Origin of the sequence: Gordonia sputi NBRC 100414 (assembly GCF_000248055.1) — a bacterium.
Taxonomy (GTDB): Bacteria; Actinomycetota; Actinomycetes; order Mycobacteriales; family Mycobacteriaceae; genus Gordonia; species Gordonia sputi.
The window spans coordinates 16,649-37,750 of the sequence record NZ_BAFC01000131.1; the positions used below are offsets into that span (position 1 = coordinate 16,649).

Consider the following 21,102-nt stretch of genomic DNA (forward strand, 5'->3'; position numbering starts at 1 on the left):
CCACTACGCGCTCAGCCGCCCCTCCCGCCGGTTGAGCAGCCGTGTCGAAACCACTACGCACTCAACGTCTCCGGGCAGCACTCCGCCTGCTGCTCGGAGCTCCCGTCGGCGAACTGCGTGCGGTAGAGCTGCGCGTATCTTCCGTTGGCCGCCAACAGTGTTCGGTGATCACCACGTTCGACGACGCGCCCCGCTTCGATCACCACGATCTGGTCGGCGGCACGGATCGTCGACAACCGGTGCGCGATGACGATCGACGTCCGCCCCTCCAACGCCTCTGCCAAGGCTTCCTGAACCGCGGCCTCCGACGTCGAGTCCAGGTGTGCGGTCGCTTCGTCGAGGATCACCACGGCGGGGTGTGCCAATAGGAGTCGCGCGATGGTCATGCGCTGACGTTCGCCGCCCGACAGTCGGTACCCGCGTTCGCCGACGATCGTGTCGAGGCCGTCGGGCAGACTCGCGACCAACTCGTCGAGGCGTGCGCGTCGGAGTGCGTCCCAGATCGCATCGTCGGATGCATCGGGTTGAGCCAGAACGAGATTCGCGCGGACGGTGTCATGGAATAGATGTCCGTCTTGGGTCACCAATCCGACACTCCGGTGCACCGATTCGCTGCGCAGGTCTCGCACGTCGACGCCGTTGAGACGGATGGCGCCCTCGTCGACGTCGTACAGGCGGGTGGCCAGACTCGCGATCGTCGACTTGCCCGCGCCGGAACTGCCCACCAGCGCGACCATCGAGCCCGCCGGGACGTCGATGTCGACGTCGTGCAGCACCTGAGTCCCACCCCGACTGTCCAGTTGCGCAACCTCTTCCAGCGAGGCGAGTGAGACCTTGTCGGCGGAGGGATAGCCGAAGGAGACGTGGTCGAATCGCACGCTCACACCGTCGTCGGCGTCGGGAACGTCGGTGGCGTCGGGCTTGTCGTCGATCAGGGGTGCGAGGTCGAGTACCTCGAAGACCCGCTCGAAACTGACTAGCGCACTCATGATTTCGACTCGTGCGTTGGCGAGCGCCGTGAGTGGCGCATACATGCGGGTCAGTAAAAGTGCCAGTGCCACAACGGCTCCCGCCGAGAGATGCTGATGCACCGCGAGCCAGCCGCCGAGTCCGTAGACGAGCGCGAGAGCCAACGCCGACACCAACGTCAGTGCGGTGATGAACACACCCTGCAGCATGGCCCGTCGCACACCGATGTCGCGGACTCTGTCTGCGCGCGTGGCGAATTCACGACTCTCCAACGTCGGACTGCCGAACAGCTTCACCAACGTCGCGCCCGGTGCCGAGAAGCGTTCCGTCATCTGCGTCGACATCCGCGCGTTGTGCTCGGCGGCTTCATGGACAGGGCGGCCATCCGTCGAGCCATGCGTCGTGCGGGAATCACGAAGACAGGCAACAGAACCAACGCCAACAGCGTGATCTGCCAGCTGATCGCGAACATCACGCCGAGTGTCAACGCCAGCGTCACGATATTGGACACCACACCCGAAAGAGTGTCGCTGAACGCACGTTGCGCGCCGATGACGTCGTTGTTGAGTCGACTGTCGAGCGCGCCGGTTCGGGTACGAGTGAAGAAGGCGACGGGCATCTTCTGGACATGGTCGAAGACCGAGCGACGCAGATCCAGGATCAACCCCTCGCCGATGTGCGCCGACAACCAGCGCGTGCCGATTCCCGCGGCCGCCTCGGCGACGGCGATCAGCGCGATCAACACTGCGAGTCCGACGATCGTCCCGCCCGACCCGCCCTCACTGATCAGATTGACCACGCGCCCGGCAAGGATCGGGGTCACGACCGTCAGCACCGCGGTGCACACCGACAGCGCGAGGAACACGCCGATACGGGCGCGGTGTGGGCGCGCGAAGGTCATGATGCGACGCAGCGTGCTGCGCCGGTCACCGCGCAGCCGCTTGCGCGACGGCGAGTTCGACGACTTGTACATCATGTCCCAGGCGACGGACTGCATACTCATGACGTCCAGGGTAGAAGCTAAAGTTAGGTTTAAGTCCAGCCGAGCGTTGCGCTCATAGCGGACGGGCGTATGCGTGGGCATCGGAGAGCGCTGCTTGTCATACGCACACGCGAGAATGTGGGTCATGGCCAAGATTTATCCGATCAACGACTGGAACTCGATGCTCGCGTGGGTCGCCGAATCCCTCGACGACCAGCCGCCCGGCCTCGAGTTCAGTCTCGGGCCCAATGACGTCCAATTGGCCGATGACTGGGACGAGTTGGAGGCTGAGGTCGAAGAGGACGATCTCGACATCGACGACGAGGTCGACTTCGCCGCGCCAGACGCCGTCTGTGTGCAGGTCTATGTCCTGACTGACGGCATTTTTCTGGTGCGGAGGTCACGCACTGCGCTGCGGACACTGCGCTTCGTCGACCACGACGCGTCGTCGATGCCCATCGACATCTGGCAGGACGACGATCCGTTCGACGACTGCACCGACGGATACCTCTACACGCGCGATCGGCTACTCGCCGCCGAGGCGTGCATCAGTTGGTTCCGTGACAACTACGAGGCGCCTGATCGGACCGACCTCGGCTGTCACTACAGCTACGCCGTCGAACTCCCCCGCGGGCGGTCCGCCGACGCGATCACCCCGTGAGCCGCGCGCTGAGCCAACCCGCGACGTCACTGCGCGCCACCGCGGCCGTCGGCGTCGAGTGGTGCGTGAAGCCGTGTGGCGACGCGGGGTACACACGCAGCTCGACCTCGTTTCCCGCATCCGCGAGCCGCGTCGCCATGGCGCGGTTGTCGTCGACGAGGATGTCGTCGGAGCCGACGACGAGCAAGGCCGGCGGTAGGTCGTGAAGGTCGCCGAAGATCGGCGAGATGTCGGGCGGTGTCCGATCGTCGACGTGGCCGAGGTAGGCGTCGAGGAAGTACTCGTCGGCGATCATTCTGCCCGCGGGCGTCGTCGTGCTCAGGTCGTAGGTGCCGAACTGCAATGCAGCGCCGCAGAATCGGTGTGCAAGCCCGGCGTCACGCAGGCGAAGCAGAGTGGTCATCGCCAGTGTCGAGCCCGCCGAGAAGCCCATGAGTGCCAGTCGGTCAGTGCCGAATTCCTCTGGCGCGTAATCGATCAGCCACCGCGCGGCGACTTCGCAATCATCGAGTGCTGCGGGCCAAGGGTTTTCGGGAGCAAGGCGGTAGTCGACGCCGATGACCGCGACGCCGAGGCCATCGGCAAGCTCACGATTCCACACGTCGTCGTAGGCGGCCGAACCGAAGTAGAAGCCTCCGCCGTGCAGACTCAGGATCGCTCCGCGCGGCGGCTCGGTCGGCGTGATGACCCGCACCGGCACCGACCGTCCCGCGAATTCGGCGATGAGGTCGACGGCTTCCGGGTCGCGCGGTGCAGGACGCTCCGCGCGCTGCTCGCGAAGCCGATAAACCTCGACGTCGCTCTGGGGCCCACGCTTCGTGCGGCGCGGGTCGAGTTGTGTGGGATCCACGGGTACAAAAATGTACCCGTGGATCCCACACAACTGTCGGACCTGTTCCCTGAGTACGTTGGATCACATAGATGGTCGTCGGCAGTGAGGTGAAGGCATGGCACAGCAACTCAAGCTCGGATACAAGGCCTCGGCGGAGCAGTTCGCGCCCCGTGAGCTGGTGGAGATCGCCGTGGCGGCCGAGGAACACGGCATGGACTCGGTCGCCGTCAGCGACCATTTCCAACCGTGGCGCCACAACGGCGGCCACGCGCCGTTCTCCTTGTCGTGGATGGCTGCGGTCGGCGAGCGCACCAAGCGCGTACAGATCGGCACGTCGGTCCTGACCCCGACCTTCCGCTACAACCCCGCCGTCATCGCGCAGGCGTTCGCGACGATGGGCTGCCTCTATCCCGACCGCATCATGCTCGGCGTCGGCACGGGCGAGGCGCTCAACGAGTACGCCACCGGATTCCAGGGCGAATGGCCCGACTTCAAGGAGCGCTTCGCTCGTCTCCGTGAGGCCATCAAGCTCATGCGCGAGCTGTGGACCGGCGAGGAGGTGACCTTCGAGGGGGAGTACTACCACACCAAGGGCGCCTACATGTACGACCTGCCCGAGCATCAGATCCCGGTCTACGTGGCCGCGGGCGGACCGGTCGTCGCACGGTATGCGGGCCGCTCGGGCGACGGCTTCATCTGTACGTCCGGTAAGGGCCCCGAGCTCTACACCGAGAAGCTCATTCCGGCTGTTCGTGAGGGTGCGGAGAAGGTCGACCGGAACTTCGCCGAGATCGACCGCATGATCGAGATCAAGATTTCGTACGACCCCGATCCTGAACTCGCACTGGAGAATTGCCGCTTCTGGGCGCCGCTGTCACTGACCGCCGACCAGAAGAACAGCGTCAACAGCTCGACCGAGATGGAACGCCTTGCCGACGAACTGCCCATCGAGCAGGTCGCCAAGCGGTGGATCGTCGCATCCGACCCCGACGAGGCCGTCGAAAAGGTCAAGTTCTACACCGACGCCGGACTCAACCACCTGGTCTTCCACGCGCCCGGCCACGATCAGCAGCGCTTCCTCGACAACTTCGAGAAGGACCTCGCCCCGCGGCTGCGCAAGCTGTCCGTCGCCGATTAGGCCGGCGCCCAGAGGCCCTGCGCGCAGAGAACCACGCGCCCTGGGCTGTTGACCTGTACCGGTACACGTCGACGGCCCAGGGCGTGTGCTTTTCTGCGGGCCACCGGGCCCGCGCCTCACGCCCCGACCAGCGCGCCGTGTGTACGCCGAGCCTGCTCCCGCACCAGTTCGACGACGCGGTCGGCGGCGCGGTGCTCTCGGATCGTGTGGCGGCGTCGAATCGAAATCGCCCGGCGCGGAGTCGGTTCGGCGATCGGCACCACGCGGACCGAGTCCGGAACGTCGACAAGCGCCAGCGCGGGCACCACGGTGAGCCCGACCCCGGCGGCGACGAAGTTGATCGCGGTCAGGTAGTCGTGCGTCTCCACGCCGAAGCACGGGCTGAAACCCGCAGCGGTGCAGGCGCGCAGCAGCGCCTCGCGGCAGGGGCCGCGTGCGATGTCATTGTCGATCCAGACCTCGTCGGCCAGCTCGCGCAGCAACACGTGATCCCTTGTCGCATAAGGGGAGTCGGGTGTGACCACCGCGTGGTAGGCATCCGAGACGAGCGGTATGACGTCGAAATCGTTCGACGACGAGCTGCCGATCACGGCTGTGGGGTCGTCGATGCCGATCTCCACATCCGGTGGCGCGACGAGGGGATCGGTGATCTCGAGGAGTCGAAGGTCGAGCCGCAGCGCGGGGAACTCTCGGCGGATCTGCGCGACGACCGTCGGCATCCATTCCGCACCCGCAGACCCGAAGTAGGTGACGCGCAGCGTGCCCGCCCGCCCCTGCCGCAGATCGGCGACGAGACCCTCGAGCCGCGCGAAGTAGTCGAAGATGCCCTCGGACTCCGCCGCCAACGTTCGTCCGGCTTCGGTGGCGACGATGCCCCGACCGTCGCGCTCGACGAGCGCGAGTCCGGTCTCGCGCTGCAGCGTCGCCAGGTGTTGGCTCACCGCGGACGGCGTGTAGCCGAGAGCCGACGCCGCGCCACCGACGGAGCCCTCCGCAACGACAGCTCGGAACACTCGCAGACGATGTGGATCGATCATGCCCGCGAATATACAGCGGTGCTCAAGAGTCGTGAAGAAATATGAACTTGTTCTGAATTGTCCTCGGGCAGATCATTAATGGCATGACGCGTCGAACCCCCGATCTCGCCACCATCGCAGCCACGGTCACCGTGCTCCTGTGGGCGTCGGCCTTCATCGCCATCCGGTCGGCGGGCGAGTCGTTCTCGCCCGGTGCGCTGGCATTCGGCCGACTGGCGACCGCCGTGGTCGCGCTCGTGCCGATCGTGGTGATCATGCGACGCCGCAACGGGCTCGGACGCGGACTGCCGCCGCTGCCGCGCGGCCGTGGCCTGGTGCTGGTCATCGTGTACGGCGTCGCGTGGTTCGCGCTCTACACCGTGACGCTCAACTGGGCCGAACAGCATCTCGACGCCGGCACGGCGGCTCTGCTGGTCAACTTCGCGCCGATCCTCGTCGCGGTGTTCGCAGGACTGTTCCTCGGCGAGGGGTTCTCGCGCCGACTCCTCATCGGCATCGGGGTGGCATTCGCAGGCGTCGTGCTGATCACGGTGGGAGGGTCGGGACCGCACGCGGATTGGCTGGGCATCGCACTCGGATTGGCGGCAGCGGTCCTCTATGCGAGCGGCGTGCTGGTGCAGAAGGTCGCGCTGACGCACATCGACGGCCTGTCGGCAACGTTCTGGGGAGTCATGGTCGGCGCGCTCGCGACCCTGCCGTTCGCTCCCGCCGCGGTGCGAGAGGTTGCCGCGGCACCCGCCTCCGACATCACCGCGATGATCTTCCTCGGCGTCGGACCGACCGCGATCGCGTTCACCACCTGGGCGTACGCGCTGTCACGCACGAGCGCGGGCGCGATGGCAGCGACAACACTCGTCGTGCCCGCCCTGGTGATCGTGCTGTCGTGGCTGCTACTCGGCGAGGTGCCGACGCCGCTGCGGATCGTCGGAGGCGTGCTCTGCCTCGCGGGCGTGGCGATGACACGCGGGTTGATCCGCGTGCCGATGCGCAGATCGCGCGCCTCAGCCCTGAGCGTCTCGCGCGGACCCGCCGTCCAGAACAGGCCCGTCGAGAGCCAGTCAGTCGAGAGTCAGTCAGTCGAGAGTCAGTCAGTCGAGAGTCAGTTGCAGGAATGCAAGGTCGAGCCATGACCCGAATTTGGTCCCGACCTGCGGCAACAATCCGACGCGTGTGAAGCCCAGCCGCTCGTGAATGCGGATCGACCCCTCGTTGGCGGCGTCGATGGCAGCGACCATCACGTGGAATCCGTCGGCACGTGCACGGTCGATCAGCGCGTGCATCAGCGCCTGCCCGGTGCCTCTTCCGCGCTGATCAGATCGCACGTACACCGAATGTTCGACGGTGTGCCGGTACCCGTCGTGAGGCCGCCACGGCCCGTAGGTGGCGTAGCCGACGACCTGCCCATCCGCCGACGAATCCTCGACCGCGACGAGCACCGGAAACCCCGCGTCCTGGCGCTGCGTCAGCCACGCCAGCCGGTTCGCGTCGTCGACGATCTGTTCGTTCCAGATCGCGGTGGTGTTCTCGACGGCGTCGTTGTAGATCGGCGTGATGCCGGGGACGTCGCCTGCGCGCGCGTCACGAATCTCCATGGGCGCCGAGCCTAGGGCATGGGTCCGCATGAGTACGCATACGACCTCGCGCACCGCTCCGCGCAGCGAAAGTGACCGGTACCCTGCGCCGACGTCTGCCCGATTCGCTAACTTTCAAGCATGGAATCGGATCGTCTTGTCGATGTGGGCGTCGGGCTGGTGTCGCGCTTCGGCGCGAAGGCGCTCAGCCTGACGTCTGTGGCCCGTCACGCCGGCGTGGCTCGGGCGACGGCTTACCGCATGTTCGGCGGACGTGACGCGCTCGTCGCTGCCATGCTCGACCGCGAGATCGCGCTGCTGCGGGTGAAACTACGCGAATGGTCCGACACCGCCCCCGACGCCGCGGGCAAGGTGCGGGCGCAGGTGCTCGGCGTGCTGCCCCACATCCGCGAACACGAGGCGCTGCAGTACGTCCTCCGTCAGGAACCGGAGGAGATCGTGCGCGCGCTGGTCGCGACCAACGACGACGACGGACCCGACCTGATCGAGAAGATCGTCGACGCCACGCTGCCCGACGTCGCGCCGCAGGTGCAGGCCGAACTATCCCCCGATGCGCGCGGCGCCGCCGAGTTCATGGTCCGCATCATCTATTCGCTGATGCTGGTTCCCGACAGCAGCCTCACCGATGAACAGATCGCCGGCCTGATCGTTCGGGCAATCGTCACCTGACCGGGCCACCTCACCCGCGACGCGCGGTGGTGGCACCAACTACGCTGACCACTATGTCGCCCGACGCTGTGAGCGCAACGAAGATCTACATCGTGTCCGCGGAAGCGGAGACCGGAAAGTCTGCGGTGGCGCTCGGTGTGCTGTCGCTCCTGACGGCGACCGGCGGCAGGGTCGGCGTGTTCCGACCCATCTCTCGGGCCGTTCACGGCGAGCGTGACTACCTCCTCGACCTCCTGCTCGAACACACCTCGGCGGACATCAGCTACGACGAAGCCATCGGCGTCACCTACGACCAGGTACACGCCGACCCGAGCGGCTCCATCGCCGACATCGTCGCGCGCTTCCACGCCGTCGAATCGCAGTGCGACGCCGTCGTCATCGTCGGATCGGACTACACCGACGTCGGCAACCCGTCGGAGCTCACGTACAACGCACGCATCGCGGCCAACCTCTCGGCTCCGATCATCCTGGCGCTCAAGGCACTCGACCGAACACCCACCGAGGTGCGCGACCTCGCCGAGCACCTGCGCACCGAGATCGCCGCGATGCACGCGACCACCGCGGCCATCGTCGCCAACCGCTGCGATCCCGAGCACATGAACGATATCGGTGCCGCACTGGCCAAACTCGACGTTCCGTGCTGGTGTCTGCCGGAGCTGCCCGTGCTCTTCGCGCCGACGATGGCCGAGCTCAAGAAGTCGTTGGGCGCCGAGATGTACAGCGGCGACCCGGAACTCCTCGACCGCGAAGCACTTCGGGTGATGGTCGGCGGCATGACCGCGGAGCACATCCTCGAGCGACTCACCGAGGGCATGGTGGTGATCACCCCGGCCGATCGCTCCGACGTCCTGCTCTCGTTGGTGAATGCCAATGCCGCGCAAGGCTTTCCGCGACTGACCGGCATCATCCTCAATGGCGGTCTCAAACCGCATCCGATGATCGACGCTCTCGTCAGCGGATTGAAGTCCAAGCTTCCGGTCATCACCTGTGAACAGGGCACCTACGACACCGCACGCATCGCCGCCGACACCCGCGGACGCATCGCGATCGGATCGGCTCGCAAGATCGACGCGGCGCTCGGACTCATGGAGCAGTACGTGGAGCCCGAGGAACTGATCAAGGTGCTCGACGTCAAGCCGTCGGAGGTCGTCACCCCGCAGATGTTCGAGTACGGGTTGATCACCCGCGCGCGGTCGGATCTCAAGCGCATCGTGCTTCCCGAGGGCAGCGACGACCGAATCCTGCGTGCCGCAGGGCAATTGCTACGCCGCGGAGTCGTGGAACTGATCATCCTCGGCAACCCCGAATCGGTGACGGCCCGCGCGAGCGACCTCGGAGTCGACCTCGACGGCGTCGAACTCATCGATCCCGACAACTCCGAGCTGACAGACGAATTCGCGCACACCTACGCAGAACTCCGCAAGCACAAGGGCATGGATTTCGAGCACGCCCAGGAGCGGATGCGCGACGTCTCGTACTTCGGCACGATGCTCGTGCATACGGGCCGCGCCGACGGAATGGTCTCCGGCGCAGCGCATACCACCGCGCACACGATCCGGCCGGCGTTCGAGATCATCAAGACGGTCCCGGGGGTCTCGACGGTCTCGAGTGTCTTCTTCATGTGCCTTCCCGACAAGGTGCTCACCTACGGCGACTGCGCCATCGTGCCCGATCCGACCGCCACCGAGCTCGCCGACATCGCGATCTCCTCCGCCGCAACGGCATCCGCGTTCGGTATCTCCCCGCGAGTTGCGATGCTCTCCTACTCGACGGGGCGCTCGGGTACCGGCGCCGACGTCGACAAGGTGCGCGTCGCAACGGATCTCGTCCACGAACGGGCTCCGGAGCTCTCCGTCGAGGGTCCCATCCAGTACGACGCCGCGGTTGAGCCGAGCGTCGCGGCGACCAAGATGCCCGACTCCGAGGTCGCAGGCCGGGCGACGGTACTGATCTTCCCCGACCTCAATACCGGCAACAACACTTACAAGGCCGTTCAGCGCAGTGCGGGTGCTGTCGCGATCGGCCCTGTGCTGCAGGGACTTCGACGCCCCATCAACGACCTCTCCCGTGGCGCGCTGGTCTCCGACATCGTGAACACCGTCGCCATCACCGCCATCCAGGCCCAGAACATCGACGCACAGGAGTCAGGCCGATGAGTTCATCCACCGAAGGTGCAGTGTTGGTGCTCAACGCCGGGTCGTCGTCGTTGAAATATCAACTGCTACACCCGGACACGGCAGAGGTCATCGCCGAGGGGATAGCCGAGCGGATCGGTGAGGACGAGTCGTCGATAACCCACGAGCAGAACGGCGAGAAGTCGACGCGCACCGAGCCGCTGCACGACATCTCGGCCGCACTCGACGCGGCGTCGGAGATGTTCACGGAGTCGGGAACCGATCTCGCGACGGCGGGTCTCAGCGCCGTCGGACACCGAGTCGTGCACGGTGGCCGTAGCTTCTTCCACCCGACGCTCGTCACCGATGAGGTGGTGTCGGAGATCTCGCGGATCTCCACCCTTGCGCCCCTGCACAACAAGGCGAACCTCGCGGGTATCGAGGTGGCACGAAAGAAACTTCCCGACGTCCCGTCGGTCGCCGTATTCGACACCGCGTTCTTCCACGACCTGCCCGACGAAGCCGCAACGTACGCCATCGACCGTGGGGTCGCACACCTACATGCGGTGCGGCGCTACGGCTTTCACGGTACGAGTCATCAGTACGTCTCGGGCAAGGCCGCGGAGTTCCTCGGTCGCGACTATGCGAATCTGAACCAGATCGTGCTGCACCTGGGTAACGGTGCGTCGGCGTCGGCGATCGCACACGGCGAACCGATCGACACCAGCATGGGTATGACGCCGCTGGAAGGTTTGGTGATGGGCACCAGAAGCGGCGACATCGACCCCGGCGTACTGCTGCACCTGAGCCGCGTCGCCAAGCTCTCCAACGATCAACTCGACACCCTGCTCAACAAGAACTCCGGACTCAAGGGTCTGTGCGGCGACAACGACTTTCGCACCATCACCTCGCGGATGGACAGCGGCGACGACAACGCCAAGCGTGCGTACAAGGTCTATATCCACCGCCTGCGCCGCTACATCGGGGCCTACATGATCGAACTGGGCAAGGTCGACGCGATCACCTTCACCGCGGGTGTCGGCGAGAACGCCGACAACGTGCGACGCGACGCGCTGGCCGGTCTGGAGAATTACGGGATCGTCATCGACGACGAGCGAAACTCCGTGCGTAACAAGCAGGCTCGACGCATCTCAGCCGACTCGAGCGCGATCGACGTGCTGGTCGTACCGACCAACGAAGAGCTGGCCATCGCCCGCCAGGCCTCAGCCGTCGCCCGCGGCGAGCAGCCCCAGTAGCGACTGAGTCACAACAGGACTGAGTTACCACAGCGACTGAGTCAAAACAGGACTGAGTTACAACAGCGGCTGAGTCAAAACAGCGGCTGAGTTAAAACAGCGACCAGGGCCGCACGTAGTTCGCGAGGTCGACGAGAAGGAACCGGTGGTCGCGGTTGGTGCGCGTCTGCCGCGCGAGGTGGCGAAGCGACCTCTCGGTTCCGGTGCGCAGGCCCTGCTCGGTGAACGGAAAACCCAAGAGCCACGCGGGTTCTCCCTTGTCGTCGGGGTGGTTGTGCACCCAGCCGAGTGCGGTGCCGAGAACGATCAGTTGTAGCCGCTGCTTGCGCGGCTCGCTGTCGGGCATGGCCTCCATACGCTTGGCCGCCTCGACGAGCTGATCCTTGCGCACCTGCGCCGGGTCGCGTCCGTGTACGAGGGCGATGACCGCCGTCGCGCGTGCGGTGTTGAAATGTCGGCTCGTCGCGGGTACCTCGTCGAGGGGCTCGATCGCTGCGTCGTAATCGCCGCGGGCAACGGCGAGGCGCGCCATTCCGAACGCTGCCGTGACGATGCTGTGGTCGGTCAGCCAGAGGTCGTGATAGTTCTGTGCCGCAACGTGATACATGTCGGTGATGCGGTCGACGGAACCCTCGGACGGATCGGATTCGTCCGAGAGCCAACGGCCGATGAGCTCGGCGGTACCCGCAACCGCGAGCTTCGGGGCCACCTCGCCCGGCATCGCCTGCAGCACGGCGTCGAACCAGCCGTACGCCAGTTCGGGCTCATCGTTCATCAGCGAGCAGATTCCCATGTACCACTGCACGCGCCACGAATCCCCGTGTTGCACAGACACATCGCGCAGCAACTCGAGCGCTGTGTCGACGTCGTCGAGTTCGAGGTGCGCCCGCGCCTCCGCGAGATCGATCTCCAGCGACGGATGCGCCGCAGACGTCGGCTGTCCGAGCAGCGAGCGGAATCCCTCCGCCCGTGCCGCGTGGATGGAGTCGAGTGTCTGCCTCGGATCGCTCAGCGCCGCCGAATTGAGTAGTCCCGCAGCGGGATCGGTAGGATCGACGAGTGGCACCGGCAGCGCGCGTGCCATGTCGACCGGGTCGTAGAAGGCCGCGAGGTCGGGATCGAAGAAGCCGTCGACGGGGGCGAGCATCAACTCGGTGCCGAACGTCGAACGCTGCGGCGTGAACACCGTCGACAGCGATGGCCGTGGCACACCGGTGTGCACGGCGACGGTCTCGCGCAGCACGTTGAGCAACTGCGTCGTCATCTCCTCCGCGGAAGAGAAGCGGTCGTCGGGATCGGGTGCCGTCGCACGTTGCAAGAGCTTGTAGAACGACGGATTGTCGCGAAACACCGGGGTGTCGTCGGGGTCGGGTAGACCGTCGACGTACCGGCCGTCGCTCATCGGCATGTCGACGGTCAGCGCCGCAAGGGTGCGTCCGATGCTGTAGATGTCTGTGACGACCTGCGGGCCGGTCTGCACGATCTCCGGGGCCTGTAAACCCGGTGTGCCGTACAGATGTCCGTAGCCGTTGACCGGCGAGACGGCGCCGAGGTCGATGAGCTTCACCTCATCGCTGCCGACCATGATGTTGTCGGGTTTGACGTCGTTGTAGACCAGCCCGACCGAATGCAGATACCCGACAGCGGGAAGCACCTCGAGCATGTACGCGATGGCCTGTTCGACGGTCAGCAGGTGGTCGGAGCCGGCTCCGTTGCCCTCATCACCCTCGCCGGTGATCTGCTTGAGTGTTCGGCCGCCGATGTACTCCATCACGATGTAGCCGAACCGCTCGCCGAAGTCGGTGACGTGCTCGACGAAGTTGTAGATCTTAACGATGCCGGGATGGTTCACCGAGGCGAGGAACTGTCGCTCGGCCAGAGCGACCTGCTGTGCTTCGGAGTCCGACGAGTTGAGCAGACCCTTGAGGACGACGGGTCGGTCGGAGACGTTGCGGTCGATCGCGAGGTAGATCCAGCCGAGTCCACCGTGGGCGATGGCGCCGGCGATCTCGTACTGGCCCGCGACGAGCGTGCCCTTCGCGAGTCCCGGAACGAACGAATAGCGCGCACCACAGTGGGGACACTCCCCGGTCAGTGCGCCTGCACCGGCTCCCGACGAGCGGCCGACGGGGCGTCCGCAGCGCCAGCAGTTGCGCTTGCCCTCGGCGATGACCGGAGAATCGAGCACCGCGTCCTGCGGCTCGATGTCGGTGACCTTGGGCAGTTCGACGAGCCCCGAGCCGAGTCGACGGTCGTGCACTCGCGGCCGACGACGCGGCACGAGTCTGCGCGTCTGCCCGACCGAGACCAGCGCTTCGTTGGGATCGAGTGCACGTGCAGGAGTGACCGGACCCGTCGACTCGTCGCGCATCCCGATGCTCGGAGTCGCCTGCGTCGCAGCGAAATCCGCCCGCTGCGTGCCGACGTCGAGGGCCGCCAGATCGGCACGCTGGGTCCCGACGTCGAGGTCGGCGAGATCGGCACGTTGGGTTCCGACGTCGAGATCGGCACGGTCGGCGCTGCCGTTGGTCGCGTCGGTGGTGGCGTCACGCTCGACTTCCGCGGCCGGCGTTGCGCTGTGCTTGTCACTTCGTGGCATCTCGCGTCGCCTCAATCGCGGTACGTGGGTTGGGGCGGTCCGTATCCGGGCCCGAGGATGGACAGCCACTTGTCGTACATCTCCTGCCACCGGCCGGACGCGCGAATCTCGGCGATGGTGCCGTTGACGAAGCGCACCATGTCGTCGTGTCCGACGGGCATGCCGACTCCGTAGTTCTCCTGACCGAGGCTCGGCCCGACGACCTGTGCCCACGGATCCTGAGTCGCCAGACCGGCAAGAACAGCGTCGTCGGTGCTCACGGCGTCGACCTGTGACTGCTGCAGCATGACAAGGCAATCGGCCCAGGTCGTGGTGGTGACCATCTTCGCATGGGGTTCGATCTGCTGCATGCGGCCGATCGACGTGGTGCCCCGCGCCGCGCACACCCGCTTGTCGGCGAGTTGTTCCGGCCCGGTGATACCTGATCCGCGTAGCGACAGAATGCGTTGGGATGCAACGTAATACGGCGACGAGAAGCTGATCTCGCGTAGGCGATCGCACGTGATGCTCATCGTCTTCACGACGACGTCGACCTCTTGATTGCGCAGGGCGTCCATGCGCTCGCCCGAACTCAGTACCCGGAACTCGATGCGGTTGGGGTCGTTGAAGATCGCGCGGGAGATCTCGTGTGCGAGGTCGACGTCGAATCCCTGGATATCGCCCGTGATCGGGTCGCGGAAACTGAACAGGTTGGAACCGATGTCGGTGCCGACGATCAGTCTGCCGCGACGGAAGATCGCGTCCATGGTGCTGCCCGGCGGCATCTGCGCGGGTTGAGGTTGTTCTGCCGCCGGCCGCAAGCTCTGCGTCGCGTCACACGACGACGAGTTCGGTGGCGCTTCCTTGGCGACGTCGAAGTTCGCCCCGAGCGGCTCGGGTGTCTGCGCGGTCGCACTCGGTCCCGGCGACTCGGGTGCCGGAAAGCTGAGGCACCCCGCAAGCAGCACGACGCCCAGCGCGATCGCGACGAACGCGATCACTGTCCTCGCCGAGGCTCTGGTGCGCGCTGTCATCGGTACTCCCGGATACGCGGGATCATCCCCAGGATCAGCGCGACGGTCGCGAAGATCGACAACGCGAGAATGCCGTTTCCGGTGAAGCCCAAAACCCGCTGCGCGGTGTTGATGTCGTCGCGGAACGACGTCCGTGTGGTCGTGATCGCGTTCACCAGGGCGGAGTCGACGGCGTTGTAGCTGGTCTCGGAGCTTTGCGGCGACGAACCAACGGTCATGGCCCGCGCCTGCGTGAAGTCTCCGGAGGTCATCGCGTCACGCACCTGCGCGTCGGTCTTCTTCCATTGGTCGAGCGCGGCACGCAGCGACGTGATCTGGTCGCTGCTCAACGACCCCGACGACCCGCCGTCTCTGTCGAGGGTGTCCAACACCATGCCGATCCGGGTGGTCGCCTGCTCGAACGTGTCCTGCAGGCCGGACTGATCGCCGCGTCGTAGTAGCGACAGGGTCTCGGCCGAACGTGCCTGCTGGGTGAGGATGCGGGCCTCGGTCAGTTCACGCAGCGGCGTCGCGCCGTCGTCCTTGGCGGAACTGGTTGCCGCCACCGACAGCAGCCCCGACGTGAGCAGCCAGATCAGTCCACCGATGATCGCGACCAGTGCTGCCACGATCCCGACGTTGAAGCGGCGTCGGGTGCGTCGTGCCAGGTAGCGCGATGTCCCGATCAGCATGATCGCCAGGATCAGCAGCGCGGCGTACACCCCCCACGGCGGCGTTGTCAGTGCACTCTGCGGATCGGCAATGGCAAGCGAGCGACGCTCGTATACCCGCTGCGCCGCGGGCAGAATCCGGTCCTGCATGAGCGCCGACGCCTGACCGAGATACGCCGATCCGACCGGATTGCCCAACCGATTGTTGGTGCGCGCGGTCTCGACCAATCCGCTGTAGACGGGGATGGTCGTGGTGAGAACCTCGAGGTCGGAATTCAGTGCCCTGGCTCCCGCAGACGCATCCGCGCCGGGACCGGTGTCGCTACCCGCGGTCACCAGCAGAGACGACGACGCCGTCGCCAGTGCGTCGGAGTATCGCTGACGCAGTTGCGGGTTCTCGGGCCCGCCGGAGATGAACGCCGAGTTGGCCGCGGCGTCGGCGATCGAGAGTGAACTGTAGAGAACCTGAGCCGCCTCCGACAACGGTTCGGAGCGGTCGATGATCGTCTGCAACTGATGAGTGCGGTTGTTCAGCGTCGTCGAGGCATACCACCCGGTTCCGAGTGCGGTGACCGCGACGACGAAGCACAGCAGGATCAGCTTTCCGGGCGTCGTCTTGGCGTAGTGCCGCAGCGAGGAGAACGGTGATTGCGCCGCCGCACGTGCCGACGCGACCAATTCACGTCGATCGCTGAGTACCTCGCGAAGCGGGGGCGATGTCGTGGCCGGGCGTACGGTCCGCCCTGCGCGGGTCAGCACAGCCCGCACGGGGATGCATCGCCGGTCACCGTCTCACTCCCCTCTGCATCGGTCTGTAGCGAGTGTTACCTGCTCTCTCTGGGTATGTCGCACGCCACGTCGAGTCCGTTTCCACCCTAGTCCGCGACGCCCATGGTGCGGGGGTGCAGCGAGTGCGAGTCGGGGCGAGCGAGTGCCACCGCGATCGGAGTTCACCTAAGTTGGAGGCACGGGGCTTTCGGAGAGGCTTTCGGAGAGCATTCCAGGGCGCGGGGACGAGCAGGAGGCGCAGTGCGCGGCGACGGTGACGGTTGGGTTCTCGACGACGGTGCGAGGTACTGGGGGCTGCACGGCGCGGCAGGGTTGCTGCTGCGGGCGCCGCTTCCCGACGGTGAGGTCGGGATACTTCTCCAACACCGCGCGGCATGGTCGCATCAGGGCGGTACCTGGGGTCTGCCCGGCGGTGCACGCGACTCGCACGAGAGTGCCGTCGACACCGCGATCCGCGAAGCGGGCGAGGAAGCGGGCATCGCCCCCGACGATGTGTCCGTGGTGGCCGCGTTGGTCACGCACCGCACCGTCGGCGGCTGGACTTACACGACGGTGATCGCCGACGCGCAACACCCGGTCATCACCACGGCCAACGGAGAATCGGCGGAACTGCGGTGGGTACCCGAGGCGCATGTGGCGACGCTGCCACTGCATCCCGCCTTCGGTAGCGCGTGGCCGGGACTTCGTGAGCGCATCGCGACGCTGGACTCCACGAATTGAGCTCAGGCGCCTGAGGGATCAGGGGTTTCAGGAGTGGAGGTCGCTGCCCGCGAGCAGCCGGTTGGCCCCCGCGATGAGTGCATTGATGTTCGCGTCGGCAGTGGTGTCGCCGTCGCCCGTCGCCCAGCACTGCTGACGATCGTGTTCGCACAGCAGGAATGAGACGTTTCGATCGTCGAGTCGACGCTGGTGCAGCCGAACGATCTGAACAGAAACTCCCAGGTCGTGAAGGATTGAGGTCATCGCGCCGACCGGTCCGGCCGCCGTCGCGGTCATCGACATGATCCGGTCGTCGTAGGCGATGGTTGCTCGGCATTCGACCATGTCGCCGGGTGCCGGGGCGACGGTCCACGACCCGAGTCGGATCGCACCGTTGGTTGTGTACTCGTCGACGAATTGCTGCCAGGTCATGCCGGCTGCCTCCTGACGGATTCCGTTGGGGAGTGCATGGCCGGTCCGCTGCCAGAGAGGATCTGCGCCATTGCTGTCACAGCATGGCTGGGAAAAGTGAAGGTTGTGCATCGCTGAAGGTCATTTCGGTCGAAGATTCGATGACCGACGAGCGCACGACGACCCCGCAGCGGGGGGTCGGTCGAAGCTAGACCCCGCTGCGGCGGGCTACGAGGAGGCTCGGTGCGCACAACATGGTGACGTTCACTTTATCGCTGCGCACCCCAGGTGACGCAAGTGGGTTTCGCCTGCGTGCAACTCCCAGGGGTGCGTCAGGTGAGTCCGGCTCGCAACTGCGAGGCTGCGGCAGACGGGCCCGACGCCGACGTGATCGCACGCACGACGACAATCCGCCGCGCGCCCGCCTCGGTGACCTCCGGGAGTCGGTCGGCGTCGACGCCGCCGATCGCGAACCACGGCTTGCGCCGACGCGGGTTCTCGGCGGATTCGTTCGCCGCGACCTCACGCACCAGGTCGAGACCGGGCGCCGGACGCCCCGGCTTGGTCGGCGTCGGCCAGCACGGGCCCACACAGAAATAGTCGACGTCGGGATCCGCTTCGGCCGCTGCGGCCTGATCGACATCATGGGTCGACTTACCGACGAGCACATCCTTGCCGACGATCCGACGCGCCGCTGCAGGCGGAAGGTCATCCTGACCCACATGCAGGACATCGGCCCCGGCGAGCGCCGCGATGTCGGCGCGGTCGTTGACGGCGAGCAGGGCACCGCGTGACTGGGTGATCTCGCGCAGCACAGCGAGGATCTCCAACTCCTCACGCGCCTCGAGTGCTCCGAAGCGCTTTTCGCCCGCAGATCCCTTGTCGCGCAACTGCACGATGTCGACGCCGCCCGCGAGTGCAGCGTCGACGAACTCGGCCAGGTCACCCCGTTCGCGTCGGGCGTCGGTGCAGAGATAGAGGGTCGCGGACTCCAGTCGCTTGGCGCGTGCGTGGTGGGCGGTCACGATCGCCAGCGTAGCCATGCGCCTTGTCGGGGAAGCAGGGGTCAGGGGGAAGCAGGTATCGCAGTAAGGTGGATTCGACAGACACGGGAGTCCGCGGATCGGCGGGCTGAGAGTGCGGGACGCCCCCGCTGACCGTCGTACCTGATCCGGGTCATGCCGGCGAAGGAAGGATCTCGAGAAGTTGACGGTTGCAATCGACACCCCCGACCTCGCTGTCGTCGGCGGCGGAGTCATCGGACTGACCAGCGCACTCGCCGCGGCGGACGCGGGCATGCGAGTGGTGGTTCACGACGCCGGACCTCAGCAGCGGGCCTCACACGTCGCGGGCGGCATGCTCGGTTCGCTCGGCGAGGGGCTGCCGGGCGAGGAAGCGCTGCTCGCCGCGACGTCGGCATCGGTCGCGCAGTGGCCGACGCTGTTGGCGCGCCTCGGCGACGAGTCCCGAGAGGGCTCCGGTCCAGAGGGTTCGGGTGTAGAGGGCTCGGGTGCTGAAGAAGCCGGCACAGAGGACACCCGCGAGACGATCGCTACCGCTGCCGACTCCCTGTTCGTTGCGACGACGGCAACCGATCTCGAACATCTCACGCGTCTGGCCGAAAAGGTCTGGGCGCCGGCGCTTGGTGCCGGGCGTGAGATCCGAGCGATCGGCCCCACAGGCATCCGCGAGTTGGAGGGCGCGCTGACCTCACGACTGCGCGGCGGATTCGTCGCACTCGGCGAAGGGGCCGTCGACAATCGCCTGCTGCTCGCCCGGCTCCGCGGCGCACTGCGGGACGCCGGCGCACACCTGCGGAACGACACGATCACCGACCTCGACGACGTCGCGGGTCGGCAAGTGCTGCTCGCGGCCGGGGCAGGCGTGCCGCAGCTCTGGTCCGGCGCGCGCATTCACGTCGCGAAGGGCGAGATCCTGCGGCTGACTCGCACGCGCTGGTCGGTGCCGCCACCGAGCCACGTCGTGCGTGCCAGAGTCGATGGCCGCATGGTGTATTTGGTACCCCGCGCGGACGGAATCGTCGTCGGCGCAACACAATACGAATCCGATGAGCCGGGCGCAGAGGTTGCGGGAGTTCGTGACCTGCTCGACGACGCGCTCACGGTGATGCCGGGACTCGCGAGCTACACACTCGCCGAAGTCGGTGTGGGATACCGTCCGTGCTCGGACGACGGGCTGCCGCTGATCCGTCGTATCGACGAGCGGGTGGTGGTTGCGGCGGGGCATGGCCGCAACGGGATCGTCCTCGCGCCATACACCGCGCAGCGAGTCCTGGAACTGTTGCAGCACAACGATTTTCAGCAAGAAGTCGGTCGCGAAGATGACGTGTACGGATACGAGGAGGCACGGTGAGCTTCACTGTGAACGGAGAGCGTCACGAGTGGGACGCACAGCCGACAGTCGATGCGCTCGTCCGACGTCTCGGACTGCCCGACCGTGGCGTCGCGGTCGCCGTCGACGGGGCAGTGGTACCGCGTGGACGATGGGACACGGTTGTTCCGTCCGACGCCGTCGTCGAGGTCGTCACGGCTGTGCAGGGTGGTTGAGATGGTTTCAGCAGAAATGGACACGCCGACACAGGATTCGGGCGGACTGCGAATTGCCGACCGCCACTTAGGTTCCCGACTCATCATGGGCACCGGTGGTGCAGCGAACCTCTCGGTACTCGAGCGGGCACTCGTCGCCTCGGGCACCGAACTGACGACCGTCGCAATGCGGCGGATCGATGCGGGATCGACGACCGGGGTGCTGGATCTGTTGCGGCGCTTGAAGATCGACGTACTACCCAACACCGCCGGGAGCCACACCGCCGCGGAGGCGGTGCTGACGGCGCAACTCGCACGCGAGGCCGTCGAGACGTCGTGGGTGAAACTCGAGGTGGTCGCCGACGACCGTACGCTGCTGCCCGACCCGATCGAACTCATCGACGCCGCACGACGACTCGTCGACGACGGTTTCACGGTGCTCGTCTACACCAACGACGATCCGGTGCTCGCGGCACGACTCGCCGACCTCGGCGTCGCCGCGGTGATGCCGCTCGGGTCGCCGATCGGAACCGGTCTCGGGATCTCCAATCCCCACAACATCGAGATGATCGTCGAATCGGCGCAGGTGCCGATCATCCTCGACGCCGGCATCGGGACCGCTAGCGACGCCGCGCGGGCAATGGAACTCGGTTGCGACGGCGTGCTGCTCGCGTCGGCCGTGACCCGCGCCGACGATCCGGAGCGCATGGCAGCCGCGATGCGCCACGCGGTGATGGCGGGCCGCCTCGCCGCCGGCGCGGGCCGCATCCCGACGCGCTTCTGGGCGCAGGCCTCGTCGCCGGGCCGGGTGGTCCCTCTCCGCTGATTGAGCCGGCCGCGAGCGCAGCGAGCTGCCGAGTCGAAATCACCAGCGGGTCTCGACAAGCTCGACCGGCGGATAGCGCTCGACCAGCGGGGACAGCTGGACCAGCGGGGTTCAGCTCGACGAGCGGGTGGGCCTTTTCCGCTGATTGAGCCGGCCGCGAGCGGAGCGAGTTGCCGAGTCGAAATCACTGGCCGGTGGACGTTCCTATAGTCCGTCAAGTGGTGTGGGCGTGGTTGTTTTGGTTGGTGTCCCAGGCGGTGAGGTCTGCTTTGAGGGCGTAGAACAGTTCGCGGGCGACGTAGCGTTTCACGGCGCGGAT

18 protein-coding genes and 1 pseudogene are annotated in these 21,102 nt (G+C 66.3%); 10 read left to right on the top strand and 9 right to left on the bottom strand.

All coding sequences use genetic code 11. From position 1 onward, the window contains the following. Positions 1-53: 53 nt before the first annotated feature. Positions 54-1,972: pseudogene (locus GOSPT_RS21585) on the bottom strand (ABC transporter ATP-binding protein). Positions 1,973-2,096: 124 nt separating this feature from the next. Here GOSPT_RS21585 and GOSPT_RS21590 point away from each other — a divergent pair. After that, complete coding sequence (locus GOSPT_RS21590) at positions 2,097-2,612, top strand: hypothetical protein (RefSeq protein ID WP_005209072.1); 516 nt, start codon at positions 2,097-2,099, stop codon at positions 2,610-2,612. Here GOSPT_RS21590 and GOSPT_RS21595 read toward each other — a convergent pair. Continuing rightward, complete coding sequence (locus GOSPT_RS21595) at positions 2,602-3,462, bottom strand: alpha/beta hydrolase (RefSeq protein WP_005209074.1); 861 nt, start codon at positions 3,460-3,462, stop codon at positions 2,602-2,604. The genes GOSPT_RS21590 and GOSPT_RS21595 overlap by 11 nt on opposite strands. Positions 3,463-3,559: 97 nt before the next feature. Between GOSPT_RS21595 and fgd the strand changes: the two genes are divergently transcribed. Continuing rightward, positions 3,560-4,582 carry a glucose-6-phosphate dehydrogenase (coenzyme-F420) gene (gene fgd, locus GOSPT_RS21600; protein ID WP_005209077.1) on the top strand — a complete coding sequence of 341 codons (1,023 nt, stop codon included), beginning with the start codon at positions 3,560-3,562 and terminating at the stop codon, positions 4,580-4,582. 116 nt (positions 4,583-4,698) lie between these two features. On the opposite strand, the gene GOSPT_RS21605 is transcribed toward fgd, so the two are convergent. Next, entirely contained in the window at positions 4,699-5,619 is a 921-nt protein-coding gene (locus GOSPT_RS21605) for a LysR family transcriptional regulator (RefSeq protein WP_039857004.1), read from the bottom strand. A gap of 83 nt (positions 5,620-5,702) precedes the next feature. Between GOSPT_RS21605 and GOSPT_RS21610 the strand changes: the two genes are divergently transcribed. Further along, entirely contained in the window at positions 5,703-6,749 is a 1,047-nt protein-coding gene (locus GOSPT_RS21610; RefSeq protein ID WP_005209081.1) for a DMT family transporter, read from the top strand. Here the strand turns inward: GOSPT_RS21610 and GOSPT_RS21615 are convergent. Next, complete coding sequence (locus GOSPT_RS21615; protein WP_039857005.1) at positions 6,708-7,211, bottom strand: GNAT family N-acetyltransferase; 504 nt, start codon at positions 7,209-7,211, stop codon at positions 6,708-6,710. The two genes, GOSPT_RS21610 and GOSPT_RS21615, sit on opposite strands and share 42 nt — an antisense overlap. A gap of 120 nt (positions 7,212-7,331) precedes the next feature. Between GOSPT_RS21615 and GOSPT_RS21620 the strand changes: the two genes are divergently transcribed. Genes GOSPT_RS21620 through GOSPT_RS21630 form a run of 3 tightly spaced genes read left to right on the top strand, consistent with a single transcriptional unit; the run spans position 7,332 to position 11,250 of the window. Then, positions 7,332-7,880: a TetR/AcrR family transcriptional regulator gene (locus GOSPT_RS21620; protein ID WP_005209083.1), complete on the top strand. Its 549-nt coding sequence runs from the start codon at positions 7,332-7,334 to the stop codon at positions 7,878-7,880. 53 nt (positions 7,881-7,933) lie between these two features. Continuing rightward, positions 7,934-10,036, top strand: a complete 2,103-nt coding sequence (gene pta / locus GOSPT_RS21625; RefSeq protein WP_005209085.1) for a phosphate acetyltransferase — start codon at positions 7,934-7,936, stop codon at positions 10,034-10,036. Next, positions 10,033-11,250: an acetate kinase gene (locus tag GOSPT_RS21630; protein ID WP_005209087.1), complete on the top strand. Its 1,218-nt coding sequence runs from the start codon at positions 10,033-10,035 to the stop codon at positions 11,248-11,250. Before pta ends, GOSPT_RS21630 begins: the two co-directional genes overlap by 4 nt. A gap of 91 nt (positions 11,251-11,341) precedes the next feature. Here the strand turns inward: GOSPT_RS21630 and GOSPT_RS21635 are convergent, their stop codons facing one another. From GOSPT_RS21635 to GOSPT_RS21645, 3 genes are read right to left on the bottom strand one after another with little or no spacing between them, the layout of a single operon-like run. Continuing rightward, complete coding sequence (locus GOSPT_RS21635; protein WP_005209090.1) at positions 11,342-13,849, bottom strand: serine/threonine-protein kinase; 2,508 nt, start codon at positions 13,847-13,849, stop codon at positions 11,342-11,344. Between the two features lie 11 nt (positions 13,850-13,860). Beyond that, a complete protein-coding gene (locus GOSPT_RS21640) occupies positions 13,861-14,862 on the bottom strand; it encodes a glutamate ABC transporter substrate-binding protein (RefSeq protein WP_005209092.1) in 1,002 nt (333 codons plus the stop codon). Continuing rightward, positions 14,859-16,280, bottom strand: coding sequence for a GlnX family signal transduction membrane protein (locus GOSPT_RS21645; protein ID WP_005209094.1), 1,422 nt, complete (start codon positions 16,278-16,280; stop codon positions 14,859-14,861). Before GOSPT_RS21645 ends, GOSPT_RS21640 begins: the two co-directional genes overlap by 4 nt. A 261-nt stretch (positions 16,281-16,541) precedes the next feature. Here GOSPT_RS21645 and GOSPT_RS21650 point away from each other — a divergent pair, with 261 nt between their 5' ends. Next, positions 16,542-17,021: an NUDIX hydrolase gene (locus tag GOSPT_RS21650; protein WP_005209096.1), complete on the top strand. Its 480-nt coding sequence runs from the start codon at positions 16,542-16,544 to the stop codon at positions 17,019-17,021. 27 nt (positions 17,022-17,048) lie between these two features. Here GOSPT_RS21650 and GOSPT_RS21655 read toward each other — a convergent pair whose 3' ends face one another. After that, entirely contained in the window at positions 17,049-17,432 is a 384-nt protein-coding gene (locus tag GOSPT_RS21655; protein ID WP_039857013.1) for a hypothetical protein, read from the bottom strand. Positions 17,433-17,743: 311 nt separating this feature from the next. Then, a complete protein-coding gene (gene thiE, locus GOSPT_RS21660) occupies positions 17,744-18,454 on the bottom strand; it encodes a thiamine phosphate synthase (protein ID WP_005209099.1) in 711 nt (236 codons plus the stop codon). Positions 18,455-18,617: 163 nt separating this feature from the next. Here thiE and GOSPT_RS21665 point away from each other — a divergent pair, with 163 nt between their 5' ends. Genes GOSPT_RS21665 through GOSPT_RS21675 form a run of 3 tightly spaced genes read left to right on the top strand, consistent with a single transcriptional unit; the run spans position 18,618 to position 20,783 of the window. Next, the gene (locus GOSPT_RS21665) at positions 18,618-19,784 is read left to right on the top strand and encodes an FAD-dependent oxidoreductase (RefSeq protein WP_005209101.1); all 1,167 of its coding nucleotides are present in this window, start codon (positions 18,618-18,620) and stop codon (positions 19,782-19,784) included. Next, positions 19,781-19,978 carry a sulfur carrier protein ThiS gene (gene thiS, locus GOSPT_RS21670; protein WP_005209103.1) on the top strand — a complete coding sequence of 66 codons (198 nt, stop codon included), beginning with the start codon at positions 19,781-19,783 and terminating at the stop codon, positions 19,976-19,978. Before GOSPT_RS21665 ends, thiS begins: the two co-directional genes overlap by 4 nt. A gap of 1 nt (position 19,979) precedes the next feature. Continuing rightward, complete coding sequence (locus tag GOSPT_RS21675) at positions 19,980-20,783, top strand: thiazole synthase (protein ID WP_005209106.1); 804 nt, start codon at positions 19,980-19,982, stop codon at positions 20,781-20,783. Positions 20,784-21,102 lie beyond the last annotated feature (319 nt).